Raw genomic sequence first — 24,836 nt, 5'->3', positions numbered from 1 at the left:
TTAATGTTGGTTGTCCCAGATGAGGCGTGGATCGAAACTTTTGGCCGCAAGCATCGTAAGCACCACGACGGCCGCGAATGCCGTGGCCGCAGGCCCCGCAATAACACGGGCAATGCCGCCCATATCGACCAGAGAAACGAGGATGGAAATCATGAAAATATCGAGCATGGACCAGCGGCCGACAAAGGCGATAATGCGATACATGACTGTCCATTTATGGGCGTCGACCTGCCAGCGGTAATGCGCACACAGCAGCAGCAAGGCGATGCCAAGCAGTTTCAGCAGCGGCACCAGAATGCTGGCGACCAGGACCAGCATGGCGATGGGCATCATGCCGCCTTTGATCAGTTCGATAATGCCGCCGATAATCGTGTGCGGTTCGCCGGCAGTCAATTGGGTAACGGTCATGATCGGGTAAAGATTGGCCGGAATGTAAAGCAGAAATGCGCTGATCAACAGCGCCCAGGTGCGCTGCAGGCTGTTCGGCAGGCGCGCATGCAGAGAGCTGCCGCAAAGCCGGCAATGCGAAGGCCGGCCAGCCGCCGAGATGTTTGTCAAACAGCCGCAGTCATGGCAGCGGATAAGGCCTTGCGCCAGTGCGCTTACTTCTTTTTTCATGGGGAATGCTTAGGGCGCAGCTGTTCTATACGGCGCCAGAACAGGTATTGATCCAGGCTGCTGGCCAGCATGGCGTTAACGATCAATAAAGTGACAAATGCATACAGGCCGAAGCCGAATCTGAGCTCAGCCATCGATGCCAGCTTGACGCAGGCGACAATAATGCCCAGCGTGTAAACCTCCAGCATGGCCCATTCTTCAATGTGTTGCAGCCATCGCATCCAGCGCGGCAGCAACCGGTTCGGTTTCCGGAAATAAAGATGGCCGCTCACCAGCAGAGACAGCACAATATTAACCAAGGGGAACAGTATGCTGGATAAGAACACCAGTATGGCGACAGCCCACATGTCTTCCTGGTATAGCGTTGCCACGCCGGACCATAACGTACCGTCTCGCGTGTTGCCCAGCACTTTTATGCCGACCAGCGGCAATAGATTGGCTGGAAAAATCAGTATCAGTCCGGCGATCGACAGTGCGAAGGTGCGCTCGATGCTTTGTTTGCGCGGGCGCTGGAGCAAGTAACCGCAACGGGGGCATTGCGCTTTGTCGCCCATGGCTGGCTGGGCCGGATTCAATAACAAATCGCATTCGGCGCAGGCATCAAGTTCAATTCTACTCATGGTCCAACTGTTTTAAGCGGGTAATTGGCGATCAAGCTGAGACATTAACTGCTAAGTATAACATGAACCTGCAAGCAGCTTGAGTGACACATTGCCGTATTCTGCATTTTCGGCGGGAGAATTTTCCAGAGAATGCACAAAGATAGCTTAAGTAGTCGCACTAATTGATAAAAATCGTCTTTTCATCATAATAAAATAACGGATTTTAGTTCCAGTTTTATTGTCGTTAAAGCAGAAATCCGGATTGTTTAATCTGACTTGAGTTGGAAGCATCATGAGAACAATATACTTTTTAGTTCCTGATATTGAAACGACCCATAAAATTGTCGACGAACTGCGTGCTGAAGGTATAGAAGAACGGCATATCCATGTACTCGCCAAACGGGATACGCCGCTACAGGATATGCCTGAAGCCTCCCTATTGCAGAAAACGGATTTTATTCCGGCTTTGGAACGAGGCGCTCTCTTGGGCGGCACCGGTGGATTATTAGCCGGTCTGGCGGGTTTGGCTTTCTCCGGATTTGTGATCGCAGGAGGCGCCATACTGGGCGCCATCATGGCTGGCGCAACCATTGGTTCGCTGGGAGGCGGCCTGATGGGCATGAATGTCGGAAATACCAAGCTGAAACAGTTTGAAGATGCCATTGAAAAAGGTGAATTGCTCGTTCTAATCGATATCCCCCGCGAACGGATAGAGGATATTAAGCAAAAAGTTCTCAAGCATCATCCGACTGCCGAATTTGAGGGTATGGAACCGATCCTGCCTAGCGGATATTAAACAAAACATTCTTAAGCATCATCCGACTGCCGAATTTGAGGGTATGGAATCGATTCTGCCTAACGGATAAAGATGGCTCCCATCCCGCGCAGCAGAATGGGAGCCAAGTCCATCAATCCAAAATTACCACTGAGACTCGCCAGTTTCAGGATCGTACATCTCGTGAACAATTTTATTGCGGTTGGCAATTAATTCCTCAATGCTGGGCGAATTGCTCATGGCGCGCGAAATAGCCAACTTCATGGCTTCATAGTTGGTGCGGTATAAATCCTTGCGATCCACATCCGGGTCCGCCGCGCATTCAGGGGCGATCCAGAGCATCGCGATAATGCACAAATCATTGGCTTTATCAGCCGGAATAACGCCTTCAATCACGCTGTCCAGCACTGCGTCAGCCACCGCGGACTGCACAGGGCCGCCGAACAGATTCACATAAGCGCTGGATTTGATAGTGACTTTAGGCACCATGATGGTGGCAGGGCGCACCTGCTGATTGCAGGCGCGAATGGCAAACATGCGCGTATGGCCTTCGGTCTGTCCCATCAGATTGGCAAACGCCTGGCCTGCCGGCCCTTTGACATCGCCAATCAGGATCTCAGGCATCGCGTCCGTGCCTTGACCTTCGCTGGAAAATACCGTCGCTTCACCGGTTCTGAACCAAATTGTATCTGACATTGAAACCCCCAAAATTTAAAGTATAAGAAACGGGCATTCTATGACGGATAAAGAGACGCCGGCAATAATGAAAATTAGATGAAGATGATTCAGCGTGCAGTAAGGATGGTTATAATAGGCTGAGACCAATCAGCAATCTATTTGACTCTTTCCAGAAATCCTACTTTTTAATCACTATGTTATTAAAATTTTTACCCGTTATTTCCACGACGGTGTTTTATGCGCTGTATTATCTGATCAGCGTCTTTAAGTTCGATGTAGAGTTCCACTTTAAAGCCATACCTTACGATTACCTGCTGCAAGTCATTATCGGTTACATACTCTTCACCTTTTCAAGACGCCTATGGATCTTCCTGGTGATACAAGCCCTGGTGATGGGCATACTCTATGTCGGCAACGCCATAAAGATATCTTTTTTTGGCGGCCCGATCATGCCGGATGACATTTATGCGCTGCATTCCCTGCTGCTGATCCTCGAAGGCTGGCGGTTCTTTGCCGCAGCCGTGCCGCTGGCCGCCATCGCCGGTTTATTGCTGTATAACTTTACCATGCGGCACTGGAGTTCTTATATCGCCAGCCTGGTCGTGTTTCTTTTCGGCATTACCATGACCTATGAGCCCAAGCTGATTGTCGATCCTCTCGATAAATTCTTCGGCAATTCGGTCTGGGATCAGCGTTCCAATTATGTCTGGCACGGCGCTACGGTTTATACCATTCAGGAGAGCGCGCGCCGCATTGTCGAGGCCGATGTGGTGCCTGATCTGGATAGAGCTTTGGAGTCCGCCGAAAAACTGCGGACGGCAGCGCCGAAAAAAGTCGCCGATACCCAGTCGTTTACGCCGCGCAATGTGCATCTCGTCCTGCTGGAGTCTTTCTGGGACCCGAATGAACTGAAGAAAGCGAAATACAAGCAGAATCCGCTGTCGCCGGAATTTCGCAAGCTTTGGAAAAGCGCGGGCTATTCACATGCGCTATCGCCGGTATTCGGCGGCTTTACCGCCAATTCGGAGTTTGAAGTCCTGTGCGGGTTTCCGGTCGTCAAGGATAACGTCAAATTCGAGCGCCAGTTGCTGAACGATGTGCCTTGCCTGCCGCATATCCTTGCCGAAAACGGCTATAAAACGATAGCGTCCCATCCCAACGTGCCGGTATTCTGGAATCGCGTGAACGCTTATCGGCGCATCGGTTTCCAGACTTATTATTCGATACAGGATTTCGTCCTGGACGATATGAACCGCGAGTTCCTGTCCGATGTATCGCTGTACCGCCAGGTCATGGAAAAAATCCAGCCGTCTCTGGATGCGAAGCAGCCGATTCTGGATTACATCGTGACTTATTTTGGGCATTGGAATTACCCTTTAAGCGAAAACAGGCCCAATAAAGTATCATCGCCTTCGCCTGTAGAGGAAGTATCGAGCTATGGCAATACGGTCTATTACAAATCCAGGGAAATGATGGGTTTTATTGACGAAATGCGCAAACGCGATCCGGACGGCATTATTGTATTGTTTGGCGATCACTTGCCTTTTCTGGGCGAGAATTTTGCCGGCTATGTCGATTCAGGCGTGCTGGCGGCCAATCGCAGCGACTTTACGCCCGATATGTTCAGGTTTTATGTCAGCACGCCGATGCTGATCATCGACGGCAAACGCGGGCCGGTTAAATTCGGCAGCATGCCGCTTTATCAGGTGCCCAAGTTCGTACTGAACCTGCTGAATTTCAACGAGCCGACCATCATGGATTATACCGACTCCATGCCGGATATGCGGGTGCGGCCATTGCCCGGCCTGCATTTCAACCTTGCGCACGACGGGAAAGTGGATCTCTGCAAGGAGCCGCCTTATTCGGCTGGCTGCCAGGCTTCCGCCGATTGGCTGCGTGACGTGCTGGTGGTCGGTAATGATTTGTTCATAGGCCGCCAATTTACCCGCCCCAAGCATCCGGCCATTGAGGAGGATATTTCTGAGCCTGTAACAGCCGATGTTACGGCCAAGCAGGAAGAAGAGACCAAGAAAACGAGATAAAGCTACAAGCGTAGTAGGGCGGCCCGATGGCCGTCCATTGATTTTCCGGAGAAAACGCATGAAAAAATATTTTCCAATAACGATGCTCAGCCTCTCTGCGCTTTTTTCAAACAGCGGCTGGGCGAATCAAATCACCGTTCCGCTGCAGATTGATTACAGTATGATTGAGAAAGCGCTGGTTACACAGCTCTACAAAGGCGCTGGCCATACTGCCCAACTCTGGAACGACAAGCAGGGATGCAGTTATTTAAAGTTTTCCAATCCACAGGTCAGCGGACAAAACGGTCAGGTCCGGCTGTTAAATGAAGTCCAGGCCCGGTTCGGGACCGGGTTTGGCGGTCAATGCGTACCCATGCTGGACTGGGCGGGCGTATTGGAGACTTTTCAGCAGCCGACCTTGAATGCCGAACAGTCTGTCGTGACCTTTCCTGTGACGCGCGCCAACGCTTACGATAGTCAAGGCCGTCAGTTGACTATCGATAAATTGCAGGATCTGATTACCCGCGTCGTCGAACCCAGGCTTGCTGCCGTGAAAGTGGATCTGAATGAATCCCGCGTCGATATTCAGCAAACTTTGGCCAAGTTTTTGCCAAGAGAGAACGCCACTCAATTTCAGGAGATAGTGAATACGCTGAGATTCAACAACGTTCAGGCGCAAGATAACGGCATTAACGTCAATCTCGCCTTCGATGCGCCGGCTCAAATGGCCGCGTTCAAGCAAGGCCCGGCGCCGGCCTTCAGCGAAGCGGAGCAACAGCAATGGGCGGCCACCTGGCAGCAATGGGATGAGTTTTTGTCATCGGCCGTCAAAAAGGCATCCGATGACACCCAGTCGCAGGAGGTGCGTGAAACCTTGATGCAAATTCTGCTGGATTCGCGAGCCGCCTTCCAGGCCGGCTTGAAAGGGCAGAGCGCGAACGGCGCCGATCCTGTCCGCGTATTCTTTACCGACACTTGGGAGCGTCTGGCGCCTGTCCTGAAAACCGTCGCCAAGGAAGTGCCCGGCATACAAGGCATGCAATATCTGACATTCATAGCCGCGACCGACGTCATGTATGAGCTTGAGAATCTCGGCGCGCCTTTCGGCCTGGAGATTTCCTCGGAAGGTTTGCGCAGACTGGCGCGCATGCTGATCGCCGGCAGGCAGGAGCACATGGAGTCAAGGCCGGGCATATAATTTCAATAGGCCGGGCAGCAAAATATGAATACGCATGGACAAAGGCACCGAAGCGCGCACCTCGGCGATAAAGAGTTATTCAACGATGAGAATTTGCTGCACTTGCGCAAGGCCGCCTATGACCTTGACTGGCTACTCAATCGCGGCTATGCCCGGCATTCCGCCATCAAGCTGGTAGGCGACCATTACCAGTTGCCTAAACGCCAACGCCTGGCTATTTCCAGAGCAGCCTGCTCGGATGAAAGCAGGGCGATGAGAGCAGCGAAATGCCTGCCGATTGAGGCCATCAAAGAGCGGCAACTGGTTATCGATGGGCTCAATCTGGTCATTACAATCGAAACAATCATGGCCGGCGGCGTAGCGCTGCGTTGCCGGGATGGCTGCATCCGCGATATAGCCAGCATCCACGGCACTTACCGGCAGGTCCATGAAACCGGCAATGCCATAGTGCTTATCGGTCAGTCGCTTGAGTTTTTCGGGCCGGAAAACATCCTATGGGTTTTCGACAGACCTGTTTCCAATAGCGGCCGCTTGGCGGTCATGGTGCGCGAAATCGCTGAAGCTCAGGGCCAGAACTGGCAGGCTGCTTTAATGGACAATCCTGATCAATTCATCATCCGTTCCGGTCAAATTGCAATTACCTCCGATTCAGCTGTTTTGGACGAAGTCAGTCAATGGGTAAATCTAACTGATTACATCGTGGCGAATTTTTTTCCTGGAGCTTGGATTATTGACTTTTCCAATACCGATTGCCCGGTCTGATAATTGATGTTACGCATCAGCCGAATTGCGATGGGTTTAACAAAGTTGAAGCAACTATTAGGATCGAATTCACTTGTGTCCCTTAAAGAAGGTTCGACCCGGGCAAGCGCCCGTGTACCGGTCTCTGTAGTGCGAATACCCATAAGGGGCACAAGTAAACTCGCACTACATGCGCGCGCATCACTATTCAGGCAACGATGTGCTGCGAGTTGAATGAAAAGTGCGGCAGACAGGATAAAAATGGTCTATGCGCAACATCAGCTGATAATCTCATCAAGCAACTCTCCATGTTGCGCCTGCTTTTCACGAAACTACAAAACCGGCGCATCCATAAAGATATCTCGTCCGGATTACATCCTTGCTCATACCCTAGCTCATAAATACAGGATTTCCTTACATTGAAATACAGTGTTGACTGTAGTGTATGGGATTGACGCTAAATATAACCTACTGCCGTAGTCAAGAATAAAACATCCTTCAGCTAAAGCAGAAGGGTGATTGAACCTGAAATAATCTTGGTTAAGGAGTATGTAGTTATGACATCTGTATTTAGCGTAATTGTGATGCTGTTGCCAGGCGGCTTCTGGCCAGCGAGAACATATGTGGAACCCCTCCGAAGGCCTGGTCTTACGCCAAAGGATTCCTCCAGATGGCAAGTCCATCCATCAATATGGGGAATGAAAAATGTTAATTAGAACTCGACACAGACTTGCTCCAAAAGGCAAGAAACCTTTAGCCGCATTGATGTCATTGCTCATGGTCATGCCGAATATCGGCGTAGCGCCGTCGTTTGCCGCGGTAGATCCCGCACAGGTCGGTTCCGGCTTCACTGTCACCGCGTCCGATCTGGCCTATATCCTTCAACAGATTAAGATCTCTGAATATCACGCAGCGAATACCACACCGGCAACAGGTCCCTGCGGAGCGCTTCTCGGCAACGGCCCTAACCAGATCGGCAGCCCGCTCCTTTCCCTCGGACTCCGAACGGTAGACGGGACTTGCAACAACCTACAAGCCGGCCAAGAGAAATTCGGCGCCGCAGACCAGCCGTTCCCGCGCCTGACCACGCCCAATTTTAATAAGCCTGCGGATAAGATCCCGCAAGGTTTCCCAGGAGCCGGGAGTAACACAAACTACAACCAGACCAGCGGTTCTGTTTTCGACTCCTCGCCCCGTGTGATCAGCAACCTGATCGTTGACCAAACTTCAACCAATCCGGCTGCCGTCAATGTGGCTGGTTTCCCCATTAGAACCCAGGGCAATGAAGGGGTTTTCCCATGCACGACGGAGCCGACAACGCCAGGTGGCACCGACGGGCTTCCTGCAGGATGTGTGCCAGCGCATCAAACCCTGTTCATCCCGAACGTTACCACTGATGTCGGTCTTTCGCCGCCATTCAACTCGTTGTTTACAATCTTCGGCCAATTTTTCGACCATGGTCTCGATAAGATCACCAATGGCGGCAATGGACAGGTTTTCGTTCCGTTGAAGGAGGACGATCCACTGGTCGCCGGGCCGGACCACATTTTCGGTAACGGTGATGACCTTCCGGCTCAACAGCGATTCATGGTCATGACCCGCGGCACTATCATACAAGGTCCTGACGGCTTTCGTAATGCCCCGAACACTGACACCCCGTTCGTAGATCAAAGCCAGACCTACACTTCACATTCGTCGCACCAGGTCTTCACCCGCGAGTATGTTTTCAATGCTGAGGGCAAGCCAGTTGCGACCGGCAGGTTCTTCGAGCAAGCCGATGGCGGTTTGCCCACTTGGGCGATGATTAAGGAGCAGGTGGCAACTAAGCTTGGCCTTCAGCTTGTCAATGCGGACGTCAGCGACATCCCAATGATAGCGGCCGATCAGTACGGCAACTTCCTGCCCGGCCCGAACGGTCTTCCTCAGTATGTGACGGCTACCGGCCTCGTCGAGGGCAACCTGAGCGCTCCGGTTGCCGCGCCGTCTAATGTGGAACGTATCAAAACGGCATTCCTGAATGATATTGCGCACAGTGCGGATCCGGGAACTGTCACTGCTCCCAAGACACCTGATGCCGATGACACGGCGGGCGGCAGCCTCGATCCGGTCGCGACCGGCGAGTACGATGATGAACTGCTTGATCTGCACTTCATCTGCGGCGATGGACGCTGCAACGAGAACATTGCGCTGACCGCGGTCCATCAGGTCTTCCACTCCGAACACAATCGCTTGGTCGACTATTACAGCAACCCGACTGATGGCGTGCTGACCCGGCCCGAGAACGCCGAGCTGTTGGCGGATTTCAAGAACGTCAATCTCACCCCGGGACCAGACAAGACCTTTACCTATGAAGAGCGTCTGTTCCAGGCCGCCCGTTTCGTCACTGAGATGGAATATCAGCATTTGGTGTTCGAGGAGTTTGCGCGCAAGGTCCAGCCGGCCATCAACCCTTTCGAACCTTTTGCTTTCAACCAGACGGACCTCAATCCGGCAATCACGGCTGAGTTTGCCCATGCGGTCTACCGTTTTGGCCACTCGATGCTGACCGATACGATCCCGCGCTTAAATTCGTCTGAATCTGTGGCGCTTGGAGCGCCGTTGCACAATGACATACCACTGTTCGACGGATTCCTTAACCCGGCAGTCTACAATGACGGCGGCAACGGCGTCAGGCTCAACTCCAGGGATGCGGCCGGCGCCATTCTCATGGGCTTATCGGATCAGACCGGTAACGAGATAGACGAATTCGTCTCTGAAACGATGCGTAGCCACCTGCTGGGGCTGCCTCTCGATCTGCCCAGCATTAACATGGCGCGTGCCCGTAGTGAGGGTATTCCTTCTCTGAACAACGTTCGCAAGCAAATTTTCGCGACAACAAACGATGGTCAGTTGGCGCCTTATGCAAACTGGATTGACTTCGACCAGGTGCTTAAGCACCATGCGTCGTTACTCAACTTTGTTGCAGCTTATGGCAGACATCCAGCCATTGTTGCTGCAACGACTTTAGACGGTAAACGTACCGCCGCTGACCGGATCGTCAACGGCACAGTCTTGCCAGGACCGGACGGCATCCTGGTTGACGACCCTAATACGCCTGTAGATGAAAGCGCCGACAATATCTTTCCTCCCGATGACAGTGCCGACTTCATGTTCAGCACGGGGGGCTGGGCAAATGATGCGAATGGCGTATCTAAAACCGGGGTTGATGACATCGACCTCTGGGTGGGCGGTCTTGCCGAGAACACTAACCTGTTTGGCGGCCTGCTGGGTCCTACTTTCAACTATGTGTTCGAGAAGCAACTTACCGATCTCCAGAACGGCGACCGCTTCTACTATCTGGCTCGCACGCCGGGCATGAATCTGAGGACGCAGCTCGAGGGCAATTCATTCGCTGAGATGATAATGCGCAATACCCCAGCGCACACCCTGAAGGCTGATCCGTTCGCGACAGCCGACTGCAAGTTTGAGCGTGGCAACCTTACTTTCCCTGCGGCTGCGGGCAGTGCTATTACCGGCCCAGGCTCGGTCAACGATGATCCGGCCTCGGAATGTAACGAAAACCTGCTGTTGCTGCGAGAACCTGACGGCACGATACGATACCGCTCAGTCAACAGTGTCGATCCGGCGGGTATCAACGGCCAAAGTGTTTACAACGGCACTGATTTTGCCGATGACTTCTACGGCGGCAACGACAACGACACTTTCTGGGGCGGCCTTGGCAATGACAGAATCGAAGGCGGCGGCGGAGACGACGTTGTTCTCGGCGGCGAAGGCAATGACATCATCACTGACTTCGGCGGCGCTGACATCCTCAAAGGCGGCCCAGGCAATGATGCCATCGACGGCGGCATAGGCGACGACATCATTATGAGCGGCGATGGCAAGGACTTCACCAACGGCGGCGGCAATATCAATGAAACCTTTGCCGGCCCAGGCGATGACTTCTCTATTGCTGGACAGGGTACCGATGCCGTCTTCGGCGACAGCGGCGACGACTGGGAAGAGGGCGGCGACCAGCCTGACCTCCTGATCGGCGACAGTTCCACTCTGTTTTTCGATGACCACAACCTGCCCGGGCATGACATTCTGATCGGTCAGGGCGGCGACGACGACTATGACATGGAAGGCGGTGACGACATTGGCGTGGCTGGTCCCGGTGTCGAGAAGAATGCCGGAGCCGCTGGCTATGACTGGGTTATTGGTGTGGGGGATCCGCAGCCTCAAAATGCTGATTTGGCTCTGCTGATTCTCAATACGCCGCCCGTAAACGAAACTCGCGACCGGTACAATGAAGTTGAAGCGCTGTCCGGCTGGAAGTTTAACGATACCCTGCGTGGCGATGACATTATCCCTAGCCAGGTTGGCGGTGGCGGCTTCATTGGCTGTGATGCGTTAGACCAGGCCGGTCTGGATCGCATTGCCGGCTTAGATGCTCTGGTTCCACCGCTGGCTGCGGGCACGGCTACGCCATTGGCTTCGGTCATTGCCAATTCCGTAACCAACTTTTGTCTGTTAACCGGTGACTTTGTCTGGGGTGAGGGCAATATCCTCCTTGGCGGAGAGGGCAGTGACCAGCTCGAGGGACGCGGCGCCAATGACATCCTCGATGGTGACCGTTACCTGAACGTCCGGCTCAGCATTCGTGCTAACCCGGACGGCACGGGTGCCGAGATCGGCAGCACCGACCTCATGGAGAATAAGGCCGTTACAGGAAGCTTTGGCTCCGGCACTACCAATATGACCTTGCAACAAGCGGTATTCGCCGGTCTTGTCGATCCAGGCCAGATCGTGGCTGTTCGTGAGATCCTGACTCCCGCCGTTCCCGCACCTGACTGCGGCGCTGCAACACCGCTCAACTGCGACACGGCGTTATTCTCAGGGCCGGCAGTCAATTACACTGTCACCGCTAATGCCGATGGCAGCGTGAGTGTACGTGATAATACTGCCGCTGGCGGCGGTGGAGGCGGCGTCAATGACGGCACCGATATTCTGTGGAATATCGAGCAGCTCAGCTTCTGCGATGTTCCCGGCGCCCTTAAAAACACCTGTGATGTCCGCGCCGCTCCAATCTCCATAGCGGAACTAACCGCTCCGGTAGCCGAAGTGTCGCCTGCTTCACCGGTGTTGGGCTTCCCGGATCAGGTTGCCGGTACTACATCGGCGGCTCAGACCATCACGGTCACCAACACGGGGCTTTCCAACCTCATCGTATCGGGAGTCGCATTGGCGGGCGCCGATGCGTCACAGTTCTTGTTGACTAACAACAACTGTGCGACTGTCACGCCCAACAATTCCTGTACAGTCGATGTGCAGTTCGCGCCCACTGCGGCCGGCAATAAGACAGCTACTGTCTCCATTGCCCATAACGCGGCGGGATCACCCTCCAGCATCACGGTGAGTGGCACAGGTCTTCCGGCCGGTCCTATCGCCGCACTATCGTCTACTTCGCTGACTTTCCCGAACCAAGCCACCGGGACTACCTCGGCAGCTCAAACCATCACGGTCTCCAACACCGGGGGGCAAAATCTCATCGTATCCAATGTTTCAATGACGGGTAATACGACACAGTTTTTGTTAACCAATGGTTGTACGACTGTGGCAGCGGGCAATTCCTGCCCTATCAGCGTGCGGTTCAGGCCTACTACGGTCGGTAGCAAGACAGTCACTATCAATATCGCGCACAATGCGGCGGGGTCACCCTCCAGCGTTACGGCAAGCGGCACCGGCATAATCCCGCCAACGACTGCCACTATCGCCGACACGAGATTCTTTGCTGGTCTGGCTGTACCGGTGGGTACTACTGTCAATGCGCCTGTTCTGGTGAGAAACACGGGCACTGCCCCGCTCTCCATCACCTCTGCGAGCGCGACTGCACCGTTCGGGATCAGCAGTCTGAACACCTGTGCCTCACGCGTTCTTCCGGGCAGTTCCTGCACGCTTATCGCCACCTTCAGGCCGACTGCCGCCCAGCTGTTTACAGGAACGTTATCAATAGTGAGTAACGCCAGCAATAACCCAACCGGCACCTTAACGGGCAGGGGGCAATAACTCAGAAAACGCACTATTAAAATCGTAGTTCGCTGCACGGATGACTGTGGGACGGCTCCAAAGCCGCTCCCACAGCCACCATCCTGAAAAAAAGGCGAAACAGAACACCGTCAGCTCAAAAAGTATCGACGATATTCGATCTTGATTTAGAAATTTAAGGCATTTTTATGAAATATTTCGCAACAGCATTACTTGTAATCACTATTTTTGTTTCAGCAATCTTTGCATCCTCATCCGTAGACAGTGTCCTCGACAAAAGCATGCAGATTGCAAAGACACTGGCAGGACAGGAAGGAAAACCGGCTGCGGAAGGTCAACAAACCGCAAAAAAAGACAGCTTCACGGTAGGAAAGTCTTTCGCTGAAGAAAAAGGCGGTCTCGGCAATGTGGAGGCCATGGTTGGCAGAGGGAAAAATTATCTTTTAACTCAAGTCAATAATCGCCTGAAGCAACTTGGCCCTTTCAGAACCAGGGTAGGCAACATGACGACTCTGAGCGATTCAGAAAGAAAAACCCTGACATCTGAGCTTGATGCCGAAATTATCGCGTTTGATGCCTTCAAGTCAGAGATTAATAAGAGCGCAACAAAGCAGGATATCAAAAACGTCGCCGATAAAATAAAGGCTGAATGGATAAAGAGCAGACACACGGTTGCGCGTGCAGAAAAGCAGTTTATTGCAGCAAAGGAAAACCAGCTTGTATCGGATGCTGATGCAGCTTCTCTGGGAATTCAAAAACGCATAGACGCCCTTAAAGCCTCGGGAAAAAATGCCCAGGCTCATGAGGAATTGCTTTCAGCCTATGGCAAAAAGATTGCCTCTGCAAAACAGGATCTGGCATCTGCTCAAGAGAAAATTGACGCAATTGCCAGCGCCCCGACAAATGATGAAAAAGAAAAGTTGATTAAAGGGAAGGATCTTTTGCTGCTGAGCGCTCAAGACAGCATAAAAGATGCTTATAAGATGCTGGGCGACGAAGCGCGCAAGGAGTTTTCGCAGAGGTACAAATTAGGATCGGCTCTACATTAACAGCAAAAAATAACATGGGGCTTAACTCAAGCGGTTAATCGACAAGGATTGGAAGAGGACACCGATCATGACATTCTTACGGATTTTCATCGATCTGAAAGTTTTAACACTGGCTCCTGTAACGAGGTGGCTTGTTACATTTAAAAAATGATATCGGTCCGAATGCGGACGCTAATCCATCGCCGGCAGCGTGATCAATGAGGGGACTTGGCAAGCGCTTATTTAAGCTAACTTTCCAGTACAACTATAAGAACTAAACGGAGGTTATTGTGTGTAAGAAGATTATCAGTGCAGTGAACTTCAATAAACGCGAGAAGATTTTGACTCGTTATTCATGTGTCATGTCCAGGAAAGTTATTAACCATCATTACGTTATTAATGAAAAAGATAATGCCAGTAATTTGAAGCTGTATTTCGATAGAGCTACAAAATTGGTTTGTCTTCTCAGTATGACGGCCGGGGCAGCTTATGCAAAAGATTTCGATATTCCGACGGGCGTGGCGGATGGGATTGCATCGCCAAGCCCATTGTTTGGCGCCACGGCATTCAGTGCGCCACTACTGATGTTTGAGGAGTTCGGCCTGCAGTCGATGCCGATCGGCCAACCTTCAAGCACCAGTTCTCTGCCTGCAACTTCAGACTGCCAAAGTATGCCGGACGGCAAGGAACTCGATGACTTCCTGAAAGAACCTCTTCATCCGCTTCCCACTATGGAGGCGAATGATTTGCTGCCTAATGCCTGGGAGGATAAGGTCAAGGATTGCGTTGGCACGTTCAATCAGACCGTTCTGGAAGGGCGGCCATCAGGAGAGTTCTTTGCCCATCAGCGATGGGATGAGTTCTTTCCAAAGGTTTACTTCCAGAGCGCGCAGACCGGGGCACGCACGAACCAGGGACTGCGCGATCAGTATCAGTTGCATGGGTACAGCAAAGGGGAATTCGGCAGCGGAGGACTTTATCATCTTAACGGAACCACGAAAGGAATCGAAGTCAGAATTCATCCGAAAATGCCTGTCCAGAATCCGAAAGCGCTTTGGACCTTCGACGGAACCTTTCCGCCAAAACTTCTTATGGCGCGCTATGGCCAACCTGTTCTGTTCCGCCATTACAACGCACTGCCGCTGGATACCGTGGCAAACTTCGGTTTTGGCAACCAGACTATCAGTACGCACGAGCATAACGGCCACAACCCGGCTGAGAGCGATGGCTATACTGCCGCTTATTTCTATCCTGGCGAATTCTATGACTATCATTGGCCCATGATTCTTGCCGGGCACGACAGTATCAATCCCTTTGCCAGCGATCCGGCAGCCGGTACGCCGGACGGCAATGGCGGCATTACTAAAATTCCCGGCGATTGGCGGGAAACGATGAGCACCCATTGGTTCCATGACCACATGCTCGACTTCACGGCACCGAATGTTTATAAAGGCAATGCCGCCATGATGAACTATTACAGTGCTGTTGATCGCGGCCGAGAGCCCGCCAGCGTGACGGAAGCCATAGGCAGCACGGCAAAGCCCGGCTATGGATGCCACTACGCCAATCCGAAAAACGTAAATCTTTGCTTGCCCAGCGGCAAGGCCCTCGATTGGGGAAACCGCGACTATGACGTCAATCTGATGGTCGCTGACAAGGCCTGGGACAAAAACGGCCAACTTTATTTTAATATCTTCAACACGGACGGCTTTGTCGGCGATCAGATCACCGTCAACTGGCAGTGGAAGCCGTATATCGAAGTGCGCGCGCGCCGTTACCGATTCCGCATCCTGAACGGCAGCGTATCGCGGTATTTCAAGATCGCCCTGGTGAACGCGCAAGGCCAACGCGTGCCGTTTCACATGATCGCCAACGATGGCAACCTCATGGAACATGCGGTGCCGTTCCCCAATGCCCAGTCAGCCGATCTGCCTGTACAAGGTATTGCCGAGCGTTACGACATCGTTATTGACTTCAAAAACTTCAAGGAAGGCGACAAGCTCTACTTCGTCAACCTGCTGGAGCATGAAGGCGGCAGAGGCCCGAGACAAGCAATACCGCTCGGCGATGTCCTGAGTGGACGGTACAAAGCCGATGGCATCAATGGCGACCCGGGCGTTGGCAAGTTCCTTGAATTCCGGGTGAAAAGCATGCCAACGGGTCAGAGTGACCTCAGCATGAATCCGGCTGATTACGTCGAAGGCAAAAAGAAAATGATCCCGTTGCCGACGTTTACGACGACGGAACTCCAGAACGCGATTCACAGGGAATTCGAGTTCGGGCGCAGCAGTGGCACCGATGACAAGCCCTGGACCGTCAAGACCGATGGCGGTAAGGGTTTCACCATGGACCCTCATCGTTTATCGGCGGCCCCGGACAAGGATACTGCCGAGATCTGGCACATCAAGAACGGAGGCGGTAGCTGGAGCCATCCGGTCCACATTCATTTCGAGGAGGGGCAGATTCTCAAACGGGACGGCAATCCTCCACCCGTATGGGAAAAGTGGGCGCGTAAGGACGTTTACCGCATAGGTGATGCGCCGGATAGTTCCGATACTGTGGATGTGGCCATTCGCTTCCGGGAATTCGCAGGCACTTACATGGAGCACTGCCACAACACCCAACACGAGGATAAGGCCATGCTGTTGCGGTGGGATATCCAGCATCCGGGCCAGACCTTAGCCTTGCCTACGCCTGTTATAGGATGGGAGGGCGTTGAATATGAACCTACCAACACCACTGACGTGCCGACTTTTAAAACCGGTATCAGTACAAATACCGGAAGCGGCTCTAATACCGTCGGCACAAATACTGTGCCGACGATCAACGGGATTGCAAATCAAACCGCAACCGTAGGACAGGCATTCAGCTTGCAAGTGCAGGCGAGCGATGCCGAAGGTGACGCTCTTACTTTCTCATTGACGGCCGCACCGGCCGGCATGAGCATTAACAATGCGACAGGGGTGATCGCCTGGACGCCGGCAAATGAGCAGGAAGGATCTCATTCGGTAACCGTGCAGGTATCAGACGGTCAACAATCGACCACCGCAAGCTTTAACGTGACAGTCAAGCCTGCTCCCGTTGCAAACACCGCGCCGGTGATTACCTCAACGCCCGCGACGACAGCGAGCCTCGGCCAAACTTATAGTTACAAGGTTACGGCGACAGATGCGCCGGGCGATATACTGACGTTCTCCTTGGCCTCTGGCCCTGCGGGCATGAGCATTAATCCTTCAACAGGCCAGATTACCTGGAGAGTCTTGCAACGAGGTTCTCAATCTGTATCAGTGCGGGTAACAGACCAGGGCGGATTGTCGGCTACCCAAAACTTTACGATTACGGTCAATTTACCCAGAAGATGATTGCCCGGTTTTTGATGTTTTGAATCAAACCAATCGGCAGTTCTCCATCGGCGAGGTTGCGATGGAGGACTGACTAAATGTAATAACAACCATAAGGCATAGCATGAAAGATAAGAATATGATTATTATCTCTCTGTTAGTCTCCATCGTACTGATACTTGGAGGCGGCCCGGCTTGGGCCGTCTCTGCCGGTTCCCGCTGGGGAGCGGGCTACTTTCCCAATATTTCTCTGGTGACGCAGGATGGAAAAACAGTTCGCTTTTATGACGATCTCATCAAGGATAAGGTGGTAGCGATCAATTTCATTTTTACGCATTGCTCGGATTCCTGCCCGGCAGAGACAGCCAGTATGCGCCAGGTCCAAAAGGAACTGGGAGATCGCGCAGGCCGCGACGTTTTCTTCTATTCCATCAGTATAGATCCTGAACACGATACGCCGGCGGTGCTTAAGGAATATTCGCAAAGATTCAGGGTAGGGCCGGGCTGGACATTCTTGACCGGAAGCAAGGCAGATATCACGCTTTTGCGCAAGAAGTTGGGGCTTTATAACAAAGATGAGTCAGAGCAGGTAACCAGTAACCACTCCATTAGCCTCATTGTCGGAAATGAAGCCACCGGAAAGTGGATCAAGCGGTCGCCTTTCGATGAGCCTAAGACTCTGGTTAGGTTGCTCGGCTATTCGCTGCAACAACATGCGTATAGAACGAACCCAGGGGCGATGCGTTATGACAAGGCGCCGCGCTTGCCAGAACTTAGCCGGGGCGAAGATCTCTATCGTTCGCGTTGCGACTCCTGTCATAGCCTGGGCGCTGAAGGCGGATTGGGGCCGGGATTGTCAGGCGTAACCGAGAAGCGGGAACACGCCTGGCTTGCACGCTGGTTAAAAGAACCAGATCAGATGCTGGCAGAAAAAGACTCCGTCGCGATGCAATTGTTTGATAAGTATAACGAGGTTCCTATGCCGAATCTGAAACTGAGCGATGCCGATGTGGAAGCGCTCATTGCTTATATGGCCGGTTCGGCTGGGCATGCCGAAGACGTCATGACGACCAATGGCGAAGGCGGTGCTGGACATTGACCTAATTCAATAACGGTGCTGTCTTTCCTGCCTGCAAATTACTCCTTGATCACAAGTAGCCCTGATGTCTTGAACCAGATTAATCGGCAGTTCTCCATCGGCTAAGTTACGATAGAGGATCGACGAAATCTAATTACACTCATAAAAGGCGGTTTTTGCTTTCGCGAAACCGCCTTGCCATTAAGCTCTTTCTGCTTTTTTCATGTAAAAACAGCCAAGTAAAACCGGCTTTGCGCGATAAATCAATAAGGACGGTTTTTAATATGAAGCCGATACAGAACAGGCGATAGAAAAACGTCGAGCAGAAAAAAAGTAAAGGCAACGGCTAAAATATCTGTAACACTCAGGCCCAATTGCTCATGCAGCACCAGCGCAGGCATGATTGATTCAGGGATCGTATCGATGCAGCGGACGCGGCTGCTTTCGGCATGGCCCTGCCGGCGCTTTATAAAGCTGGCCAACAGATCGCCCGACATGGCTGCCAGGCTGAACACAGCACCTTCAAGCGCAGACATTCCCAACACCATCGCTACAAGAGAAGTGAGATTGATCGAAGCAATAATGCCGCGCCAGGTTTTGCTGCTGCCAAACAGAGCGCGGCCATCGCCTAGTTTTAACCCCATATCCACCGGCAGGCTGAACCGGTCTTTCAGCCAATGGCGGGCTAAAACCGGCGCGCCATTGGCGGCCAGCAGCAACAAAACGGTTTGGCTGATGCAGTTCAGACATAGCGCAGTGTAAGTCATAAACAATTCCCGAATTGTAAGTCATAAATTTGACCAGTTTTTTTTGAACAAGTCTCAGGAAGAAAGTATCCAATTTTAAAGTTTTGGATTCTGTGAAACTCGGCATTGAAAGCCAAACCGATGCCACGTTCAGATAGATTCTTTGGTTAATTTTCTCAGGAGATCGACGATGAAACTCTATTACAGTCCCGGCGCCTGTTCGCTCTCGCCTCATATTGTCTTATGCGAGGCTGACCTGCCGTTTGAGCTCATTAAAGTTGACTTGCAGGAAAAACTGACAGAAACCGGCGAAGATTTTCGCAGCGTCAGTCCTAATGGCTATGTGCCGGTTCTGGTACTGGACGATGGCAACAAACTGACTGAAGGGCCAGCCATTATTCAATATCTTGCCGATAGGGTGCCCGCTAAAAAACTGGCGCCCGCCGCCGGTACATTCGAACGTTACAATCTGCAACAATGGCTGAATTTTATTTCCACTGAACTGCACAAGACTTTTTCACCGCTCTTCAATGCCAATATGCCTGATCAGGCAAAAAATCTGTTTCGGGAAACGCTGTCATCCCGGTTTAAATGGGTCGCGGACAATGTCTCTGCGCAGCCCTACCTCATGGGCAATGATTTCACAATCGCAGATGCATATTTATTTGTCGTGCTGCGATGGGCAAAACTGATGTCGATCGACATTTCACGCTGGCCCTCGCTGGTGCAATATAAAAAAAGAATCGCCGATAGGCCTGCGGTAAAAAGAGCGCTGCAGGAAGAAGGGCTTAATGTCGACTAACAAGAGATAAAGCGGATCTGTATGGGCGGTAAGGAGGATTCAGGCATCTCTTCCGGCCTGCTTAAACCGGTCACTTATATTTGATAAGAAACTGGCAGGAGCAATCGTTACATGTCATGCACTTGGTTTGTTCAATCGGACGGTCCAGCAGGGCAGATATCAATGCGCGATCAAATTCGCACAATTCCGGATATTGCTGAGCCAGATCGTGGTAAACGCAATTGAAGGCTTGTATGGTAGAGGGGGAATTGTTCTGGTCTTCTATCGCATGATAGCCTAACGTCTGCATTATCTCGATAAGTGCGGTGATTCGCTCGGCAGGCTCTTTGCCGTTGAATTGCGGCATAAGCGTTTGGGCGAATTTAGCGCCGAGCCTCGCCATGTAGCGTCTGAAAGCGTCTTCACCCATCTCAGCTTTGAGTTCCGACAGTATTAAGTTACAGAACCAGGCATATTGTTTGGGAAACCGGTTGATGCCTTTTTCAGTCAGCACATAATTGCGTGACGGCCGCCCACCGGTGATCTTGAACGCGCCTTTTTTGATGAGATCGCTGGTTTCAAGGCCGACGATATGCTGTTTAACGGCATTTCTTGAGATATTCAATGCAGCGGCGATTTCGTCAAGGCTCATGCCTTGCCTTGAGTTCAGCAGCAGCTTCAATATCTGATCTTGTCGAGAGCTCGTTCCGTCAGTCATATAAATTTCTTGTTGCCATTTCGTTAGTATTTAAGACAATAAAATGAAATGAAAAACCACAATAAAATTAGGGAAAAAATCGATAAGGCTTGTAAAATTGTAGTGTATACAGGCGCCTTTTGTCATATAAATATTGCAAAAGTTCTGTATCGATACTAAACTAATTTTCGAGCACCAATGCTCCTAAGTTTTTAATAATAATTTTTAAAGGTACCAAGAGATGAGTGAAACAGCTACAGCTACTCCAACCCCTACACTTTATGAACAACTTGGTGGCGAAGCGGCAGTTAATGCGGCGGTCGATATTTTTTATCGCAAGGTTTTGAGCGATCATCGAATCAACCGTTTTTTTGACAATACTGATATGGAACAACAGGCCGCAAAGCAAAAAGCTTTTTTGACAATGGCTTTTGGCGGACCCAACAATTATAACGGCACCGATATGCGCAATGCTCATGCTAAATTGGTCAAGATGGGGCTGGATAACTCCCATTTTGACGCTGTTATGGAACATCTAAGTGGAACTTTACAGGAACTGAATGTTCCACAGGAATTAATCGCGCAAGTTGCCGCTATTGCGGAAAGCACGCGCAATGACGTTCTAGGTAAATAATTAAAGACAGCTTGGGTAGTGACCATGAAAAAAATATCGTTAGGCGATCAAGTCAGTATTTGTTACGAAGGTGAAACCGTTCTTGATGCCTTACTACGCGATAATATCGATATTCCGAACAGTTGCCGGCAAGGCGCCTGCCAGAGTTGCATGGCGCGCAGCCTGGACGTTGAACCGCCTGCAGCTTCGCAGAGCGGTCTGAAAGATGTGCTGCGCAAGCAGAAGCATTTTCTGGCCTGTTTATGCTATCCGGAACAAGACATGGCCATTACCCTAAGCCAACAGCCGGCGTTTTTTACCGAAGGCATGGTGATCGATAAAAAACCGCTGAACCAAGAAACACTGTTATTGGCAGTCGAATGCAAGGATCCGCTGGATTATCATGCAGGCCAATTTGTCAATCTCAAAAGAGCCGACGGCCTGACGCGCAGCTACTCAATCGCAAACAGCCGCGCGCATGACAAAAAATTGACATTTCATATCCGCCGACTGGCGGGCGGACGTTTCAGCGAGTGGGTTCATCAGGAACTGCTGGTCGGCGACAAGATTGCGGTCTCGGACCCGCAGGGGCTTTGCTATTATCTGCCAAACAAGCCCGAACAAAACATGCTGCTGATCGGCACGGGTAGCGGACTTGCTCCGTTAGCCGGTATTATAGCCGAGGCGCTGCAACAGGGGCATACCGGAGATATTTATTTATTTCACGGCAGCCGCGAGATGGATGGACTTTACTGGATTGAAGAAATGCTGGAGTTGGAACAGCAATATCCAAACTTTCATTATACGCCTTGCGTATCGCGCGGCGATTCTCCTAAGGGCGTGGCCATAGGTCGCGCTAATGAAGTCGCTTTAAGCCAATTACCTAATCTGAAGGGCTGGCGCGTTTATCTGTGCGGCCATCCTGAAATGGTTAACCAGACTAAAAGACAGGCTTATCTTAATGGCGCGAATTTGCAGGATATTTATGCGGATGCGTTTCACGTCGCTTCCACATCACTTGATTAAACTGGCCTTCAATGAGAGCCGATTCTACGGCGCAGGCTTTCTAAAAAAGGAAAAGCTGTTTTAACCCACCTGTGGGGCGACTTTAGTCGCCTTCAGGCAAGATATAAAAGGGCGCCTGCCTAACCAACCAGTAGGCGTTGCGTGCGACGTTACCTCCACCAGTATCTAGTCCGGTGGGGTTTATTAATCATTGATCTCGCTTTAATCGGCTATGATTGAACCTGTTGCTTTAAAAGACTTCTTTATCACATTCTTTTCCTCGGCACTGATCATTCTGGCCGGGGCCTCTTATGCGTTGTTGTTCGCGTGGTCCAGAATCAATGCGCATGCGGGCATCAAAATTGCCGCGTTAGCGTCCTATACGGTGCTGGTTGTGTCAGTGCTTGAACTGACCCGGGCTGCGCAATTCCAAGGACATTGGTTGATTATCTCCGTAGCGATGGTGATCGGCTATTTCTTTGCACCGATCGGCATCTGGCATTTGTGCGTTAAAACGCATGGGTATCATGATGATTGTCAAAAAGTACGGGAGGACGAGTAATGAACGAAACACCGCTATGGGCTTCGGAATCATTTTGGAAGAAAACGGCCATCTGGGTTACTGGCGTATCGTTTGTGATTTTGATCATATTAACGATGGACTCGTTGAGCCAGACGGCGGCAGGCGGCAAGCGGGTGCCGGCTTACGCCGTCATCAATAAAAAAATTGACTATCAGTTCAATAAGGAACTCAATAAATCAGTGCCGGTTATCGGTGAAGATGAGTTTTTATTCGGCAAGCAATTGACTGAACAGGAAGCTGCGGAACTGGTCGATCTCGGCAAAAAAACCGCGCAGACCAGAAACTGCATGAATTGCCACACCATTCTGGGCAATGGCGCTTATTTTGCACCTGACTTGACAAAAGCCTGGCTGGATCAGGGTTGGCTTTCGAAAGACTTGCGCGAGGATTTGATGGTTAAGTTTCTGATGGACCCCGAGAACAATGCCCGTACCTTCGGCAGCAATCGCAAAATGCCCAATCTGGGCATCACCGAGCAGGAAGCGAAAGGCCTTGTCGCATTTTTAAAGTGGATGTCCAGCATCGATACCAATGGCTTTCCGTATAACTTTAAAACCATTGAAGCAGAGGGGGAATGATCATGAGCACAACCAAACTAGACGATATTCTTCCTAAGCCGGCTTCGGTATTGGATAAGGCGCGCAATTTACTAAAAGATTTCAAAGCCTGGGTAAGTCTGGACATTAATAATCTGACTGCCGGACAACAATTGGCTGTTAAATATTTCTGTGTGGCGATTATTTTATTTGTCGCCCAAATTTTATTCGGATTGCTGTCAGCTTTACAGTTTATCTATCCGGGCTTTCTGTATGGCATTCTGGATTTCAATGTCAATCGCATGGTGCATATCAACGCCATGATCGTCTGGATGCTGTATGGTTTTATCGGCTCCATCTATTGGCTGATCGAAGACGAAAGCGGCACCGATATTGTCGGCTTGAAGTGGGCCAATATCGCCTTCTGGGTGCTGACTGGCGCGGTCACGCTGGTGGTGCTGGTTTATCTGTTTATTCAGATCGGGCCGGGCAAGGATTCCAGTCTCTGGTTCATTAACGAGGGCCGCGAGTATATCGAAGCGCCGCGCTGGGCTGATCTCGGCATTACAGCGGTGATGCTGGTCTTCTCCTACAACGTAGTGGCGACTTTCAGCAAGGGCAAATGGTCCGGCATCGCCGGGGTTTTAACGCTGGACCTGATTGCGCTGGTCGGGCTTTACCTGGCCGGCATGTTTTACATGACCAACATCACGCATGACCAGTACTGGTGGTGGTGGGTGATTCATTTATGGGTTGAGGCGACCTGGGAAGTGCTGGTTGGCGTGATCATGGCCTGGTCGCTGATGAAACTGCTGGGCGCCAGGCGCAAGATCGTGCAGACCTGGCTGTATATCGAAGTCACATTGATGTTCGGTTCCGGCATTTTGGGGTTAGGGCATCATTACTTCTGGATCGGCATGCCTGAATACTGGCTGTCGGTAGGCGGTTTCTTCTCAGCGTTGGAGCCGATTCCACTGGTCGCGATGGTGGTGCATGCCATTTACGACTCAGGCGTGCACGCATTCAAAACCGTCAATCATCCGGCGTTGGCCTGGGTCATCGCCCATGCCTTCGGTAATTTTTTCGGCGCCGGCGTCTGGGGTTTTATGCATACTTTGCCGCAAATCAACTTATATACGCATGGTACGCAGTGGTCTGCATCGCATGGTCATCTGTCGTTCTTCGGCGCTTACGCCACGATCAACATCGCCTTCTTTTATCTGGCGATTCAGCACTGGCGCGGCGGTGTCTGGATGGCAGCGGGCACGCCTAATGCGTGGCGCTGGAAATGGGCCTTGGGCTTGCTGAATGCCGGCGTGGTAGGCATGACTGTCGCGCTGCTGATCGCCGGTTACGAGCAGTCGTTTATCGAGCGGGCCGTGGAAGGCTCGACCTGGGCCGGCTATTTTGCCGCGCAGAACCAGCCCTCGTTTCAGTGGGCCATGAAGTGGCGTATGATTTTTGGTTGGGTAACAACGGTCGGGTTGGGGTTGTTGGTATGGGATTTACTGACAATTGGCAAGAGCGAAGAGCGTAAAGCCGAAAAAATTGTTATCCATTAGTTCGCTGTTTATCGAATCGGCTGGCCGAGCCCATTGACTGTCTACCAGGTCGTTCCATGTTCTTGGTAATGGCTCGGCAGCTAATTTTAATGGCTCTTATTGGATTCCGGGGAGATACCCAAGCATTGTTGACTCCTTGAATTTGAGGTTCAGTATCGCCATATAGGACGGATGATTACCTTACCTCAACTATTAGACAACGCCAA

Annotated in this window: 19 protein-coding genes; 14 read left to right on the top strand and 5 right to left on the bottom strand. The window is 51.6% G+C overall.

Annotation, left to right across the window (positions count from 1 at the left end; translation table 11 throughout):
• Complete coding sequence (locus tag V2P20_RS03330) at positions 1–618, bottom strand: paraquat-inducible protein A (RefSeq protein WP_331816105.1); 618 nt, start codon at positions 616–618, stop codon at positions 1–3.
• Positions 615–1,238, bottom strand: coding sequence for a paraquat-inducible protein A (locus V2P20_RS03325; RefSeq protein ID WP_331816103.1), 624 nt, complete (start codon positions 1,236–1,238; stop codon positions 615–617). The genes V2P20_RS03330 and V2P20_RS03325 overlap by 4 nt, the downstream gene beginning before the upstream one ends.
• 274 nt (positions 1,239–1,512) lie before the next feature.
• On the opposite strand from V2P20_RS03325, the gene V2P20_RS03320 reads away from it, so the two are divergent.
• Positions 1,513–2,016 carry a DUF1269 domain-containing protein gene (locus V2P20_RS03320; RefSeq protein ID WP_331816101.1) on the top strand — a complete coding sequence of 168 codons (504 nt, stop codon included), beginning with the start codon at positions 1,513–1,515 and terminating at the stop codon, positions 2,014–2,016.
• A 123-nt stretch (positions 2,017–2,139) separates the two neighbouring features.
• Here the strand turns inward: V2P20_RS03320 and fae are convergent, their stop codons facing one another.
• Complete coding sequence (fae, locus tag V2P20_RS03315; protein WP_194970768.1) at positions 2,140–2,691, bottom strand: formaldehyde-activating enzyme; 552 nt, start codon at positions 2,689–2,691, stop codon at positions 2,140–2,142.
• Positions 2,692–2,867: 176 nt separating this feature from the next.
• Here fae and V2P20_RS03310 point away from each other — a divergent pair, with 176 nt between their 5' ends.
• The 7 genes from V2P20_RS03310 to V2P20_RS03280 all read left to right on the top strand — a co-directional run bounded on the left by V2P20_RS03310 (position 2,868) and on the right by V2P20_RS03280 (position 18,128).
• Positions 2,868–4,715 carry an LTA synthase family protein gene (locus V2P20_RS03310; protein WP_331816099.1) on the top strand — a complete coding sequence of 616 codons (1,848 nt, stop codon included), beginning with the start codon at positions 2,868–2,870 and terminating at the stop codon, positions 4,713–4,715.
• A 58-nt stretch (positions 4,716–4,773) separates the two neighbouring features.
• Positions 4,774–5,892, top strand: a complete 1,119-nt coding sequence (locus V2P20_RS03305) for a hypothetical protein (RefSeq protein ID WP_331816097.1) — start codon at positions 4,774–4,776, stop codon at positions 5,890–5,892.
• A gap of 24 nt (positions 5,893–5,916) precedes the next feature.
• Positions 5,917–6,654: a DUF434 domain-containing protein gene (locus V2P20_RS03300; protein WP_331816095.1), complete on the top strand. Its 738-nt coding sequence runs from the start codon at positions 5,917–5,919 to the stop codon at positions 6,652–6,654.
• A 684-nt stretch (positions 6,655–7,338) separates the two neighbouring features.
• Positions 7,339–12,681, top strand: coding sequence for a peroxidase family protein (locus tag V2P20_RS03295; RefSeq protein ID WP_331816093.1), 5,343 nt, complete (start codon positions 7,339–7,341; stop codon positions 12,679–12,681).
• A 167-nt stretch (positions 12,682–12,848) separates the two neighbouring features.
• A complete protein-coding gene (locus tag V2P20_RS03290) occupies positions 12,849–13,709 on the top strand; it encodes a hypothetical protein (RefSeq protein WP_331816091.1) in 861 nt (286 codons plus the stop codon).
• A gap of 449 nt (positions 13,710–14,158) precedes the next feature.
• Entirely contained in the window at positions 14,159–17,050 is a 2,892-nt protein-coding gene (locus V2P20_RS03285) for a putative Ig domain-containing protein (RefSeq protein ID WP_331816089.1), read from the top strand.
• 103 nt (positions 17,051–17,153) lie between these two features.
• Entirely contained in the window at positions 17,154–18,128 is a 975-nt protein-coding gene (locus V2P20_RS03280; RefSeq protein WP_331816087.1) for an SCO family protein, read from the top strand.
• Between the two features lie 242 nt (positions 18,129–18,370).
• Here V2P20_RS03280 and V2P20_RS03275 read toward each other — a convergent pair whose 3' ends face one another.
• Positions 18,371–18,874, bottom strand: a complete 504-nt coding sequence (locus tag V2P20_RS03275; RefSeq protein ID WP_331816085.1) for a CDP-archaeol synthase — start codon at positions 18,872–18,874, stop codon at positions 18,371–18,373.
• 169 nt (positions 18,875–19,043) lie between these two features.
• Here V2P20_RS03275 and gstA point away from each other — a divergent pair, with 169 nt between their 5' ends.
• Positions 19,044–19,655, top strand: coding sequence for a glutathione transferase GstA (gene gstA / locus V2P20_RS03270; protein ID WP_194970777.1), 612 nt, complete (start codon positions 19,044–19,046; stop codon positions 19,653–19,655).
• Positions 19,656–19,725: 70 nt separating this feature from the next.
• On the opposite strand, the gene V2P20_RS03265 is transcribed toward gstA, so the two are convergent.
• Positions 19,726–20,352, bottom strand: a complete 627-nt coding sequence (locus V2P20_RS03265) for an HTH domain-containing protein (protein WP_331816082.1) — start codon at positions 20,350–20,352, stop codon at positions 19,726–19,728.
• A 220-nt stretch (positions 20,353–20,572) separates the two neighbouring features.
• On the opposite strand from V2P20_RS03265, the gene V2P20_RS03260 reads away from it, so the two are divergent.
• From V2P20_RS03260 to V2P20_RS03240, 5 genes are all read left to right on the top strand, one after another.
• Positions 20,573–20,965: a group 1 truncated hemoglobin gene (locus tag V2P20_RS03260; protein ID WP_331816080.1), complete on the top strand. Its 393-nt coding sequence runs from the start codon at positions 20,573–20,575 to the stop codon at positions 20,963–20,965.
• A gap of 24 nt (positions 20,966–20,989) precedes the next feature.
• Positions 20,990–21,970, top strand: a complete 981-nt coding sequence (locus V2P20_RS03255; protein ID WP_331816078.1) for a 2Fe-2S iron-sulfur cluster-binding protein — start codon at positions 20,990–20,992, stop codon at positions 21,968–21,970.
• Positions 21,971–22,181: 211 nt separating this feature from the next.
• Positions 22,182–22,511 (top strand): hypothetical protein, encoded by a 330-nt coding sequence (locus V2P20_RS03250; protein WP_331816076.1) that lies wholly within the window; start codon positions 22,182–22,184, stop codon positions 22,509–22,511.
• The gene (locus V2P20_RS03245; RefSeq protein ID WP_331816074.1) at positions 22,511–23,110 is read left to right on the top strand and encodes a cytochrome c; all 600 of its coding nucleotides are present in this window, start codon (positions 22,511–22,513) and stop codon (positions 23,108–23,110) included. The genes V2P20_RS03250 and V2P20_RS03245 overlap by 1 nt, the downstream gene beginning before the upstream one ends.
• Positions 23,107–24,630, top strand: a complete 1,524-nt coding sequence (locus V2P20_RS03240; protein ID WP_331816072.1) for a cbb3-type cytochrome c oxidase subunit I — start codon at positions 23,107–23,109, stop codon at positions 24,628–24,630. The genes V2P20_RS03245 and V2P20_RS03240 overlap by 4 nt, the downstream gene beginning before the upstream one ends.
• Positions 24,631–24,836: the final 206 nt, after the last annotated feature.

Origin of the sequence: Methylobacter sp. Wu1 (assembly GCF_036553575.1) — a bacterium.
In the GTDB taxonomy this organism is placed as follows: Bacteria; Pseudomonadota; Gammaproteobacteria; order Methylococcales; family Methylomonadaceae; genus Methylobacter.
Note: the sequence above shows the minus strand (reverse complement) of the source record. Positions and strands in the feature narration are given on the sequence as shown.

What these genes read in the sequence shown, in the direction of transcription:
- V2P20_RS03320 (WP_331816101.1), top strand. Translation starts at nt 1,513, where the DNA reads ATGAGAACAATATACTTTTTAGTTCCTGATATTGAAACGACCCATAAA.
- V2P20_RS03305 (WP_331816097.1), top strand. Translation starts at nt 4,774, where the DNA reads ATGAAAAAATATTTTCCAATAACGATGCTCAGCCTCTCTGCGCTTTTT.
- V2P20_RS03245 (WP_331816074.1), top strand. Translation starts at nt 22,511, where the DNA reads ATGAACGAAACACCGCTATGGGCTTCGGAATCATTTTGGAAGAAAACG.
- V2P20_RS03285 (WP_331816089.1), top strand. Translation starts at nt 14,159, where the DNA reads ATGACGGCCGGGGCAGCTTATGCAAAAGATTTCGATATTCCGACGGGC.
- V2P20_RS03295 (WP_331816093.1), top strand. Translation starts at nt 7,339, where the DNA reads ATGTTAATTAGAACTCGACACAGACTTGCTCCAAAAGGCAAGAAACCT.
- V2P20_RS03255 (WP_331816078.1), top strand. Translation starts at nt 20,990, where the DNA reads ATGAAAAAAATATCGTTAGGCGATCAAGTCAGTATTTGTTACGAAGGT.
- V2P20_RS03275 (WP_331816085.1), bottom strand. Translation starts at nt 18,874, where the DNA reads ATGACTTACACTGCGCTATGTCTGAACTGCATCAGCCAAACCGTTTTG.
- gstA (WP_194970777.1), top strand. Translation starts at nt 19,044, where the DNA reads ATGAAACTCTATTACAGTCCCGGCGCCTGTTCGCTCTCGCCTCATATT.
- V2P20_RS03300 (WP_331816095.1), top strand. Translation starts at nt 5,917, where the DNA reads ATGAATACGCATGGACAAAGGCACCGAAGCGCGCACCTCGGCGATAAA.
- V2P20_RS03325 (WP_331816103.1), bottom strand. Translation starts at nt 1,238, where the DNA reads ATGAGTAGAATTGAACTTGATGCCTGCGCCGAATGCGATTTGTTATTG.
- V2P20_RS03330 (WP_331816105.1), bottom strand. Translation starts at nt 618, where the DNA reads ATGAAAAAAGAAGTAAGCGCACTGGCGCAAGGCCTTATCCGCTGCCAT.
- V2P20_RS03310 (WP_331816099.1), top strand. Translation starts at nt 2,868, where the DNA reads ATGTTATTAAAATTTTTACCCGTTATTTCCACGACGGTGTTTTATGCG.
- V2P20_RS03250 (WP_331816076.1), top strand. Translation starts at nt 22,182, where the DNA reads ATGATTGAACCTGTTGCTTTAAAAGACTTCTTTATCACATTCTTTTCC.
- V2P20_RS03280 (WP_331816087.1), top strand. Translation starts at nt 17,154, where the DNA reads ATGAAAGATAAGAATATGATTATTATCTCTCTGTTAGTCTCCATCGTA.
- V2P20_RS03290 (WP_331816091.1), top strand. Translation starts at nt 12,849, where the DNA reads ATGAAATATTTCGCAACAGCATTACTTGTAATCACTATTTTTGTTTCA.
- V2P20_RS03260 (WP_331816080.1), top strand. Translation starts at nt 20,573, where the DNA reads ATGAGTGAAACAGCTACAGCTACTCCAACCCCTACACTTTATGAACAA.
- V2P20_RS03240 (WP_331816072.1), top strand. Translation starts at nt 23,107, where the DNA reads ATGATCATGAGCACAACCAAACTAGACGATATTCTTCCTAAGCCGGCT.
- V2P20_RS03265 (WP_331816082.1), bottom strand. Translation starts at nt 20,352, where the DNA reads ATGACTGACGGAACGAGCTCTCGACAAGATCAGATATTGAAGCTGCTG.
- fae (WP_194970768.1), bottom strand. Translation starts at nt 2,691, where the DNA reads ATGTCAGATACAATTTGGTTCAGAACCGGTGAAGCGACGGTATTTTCC.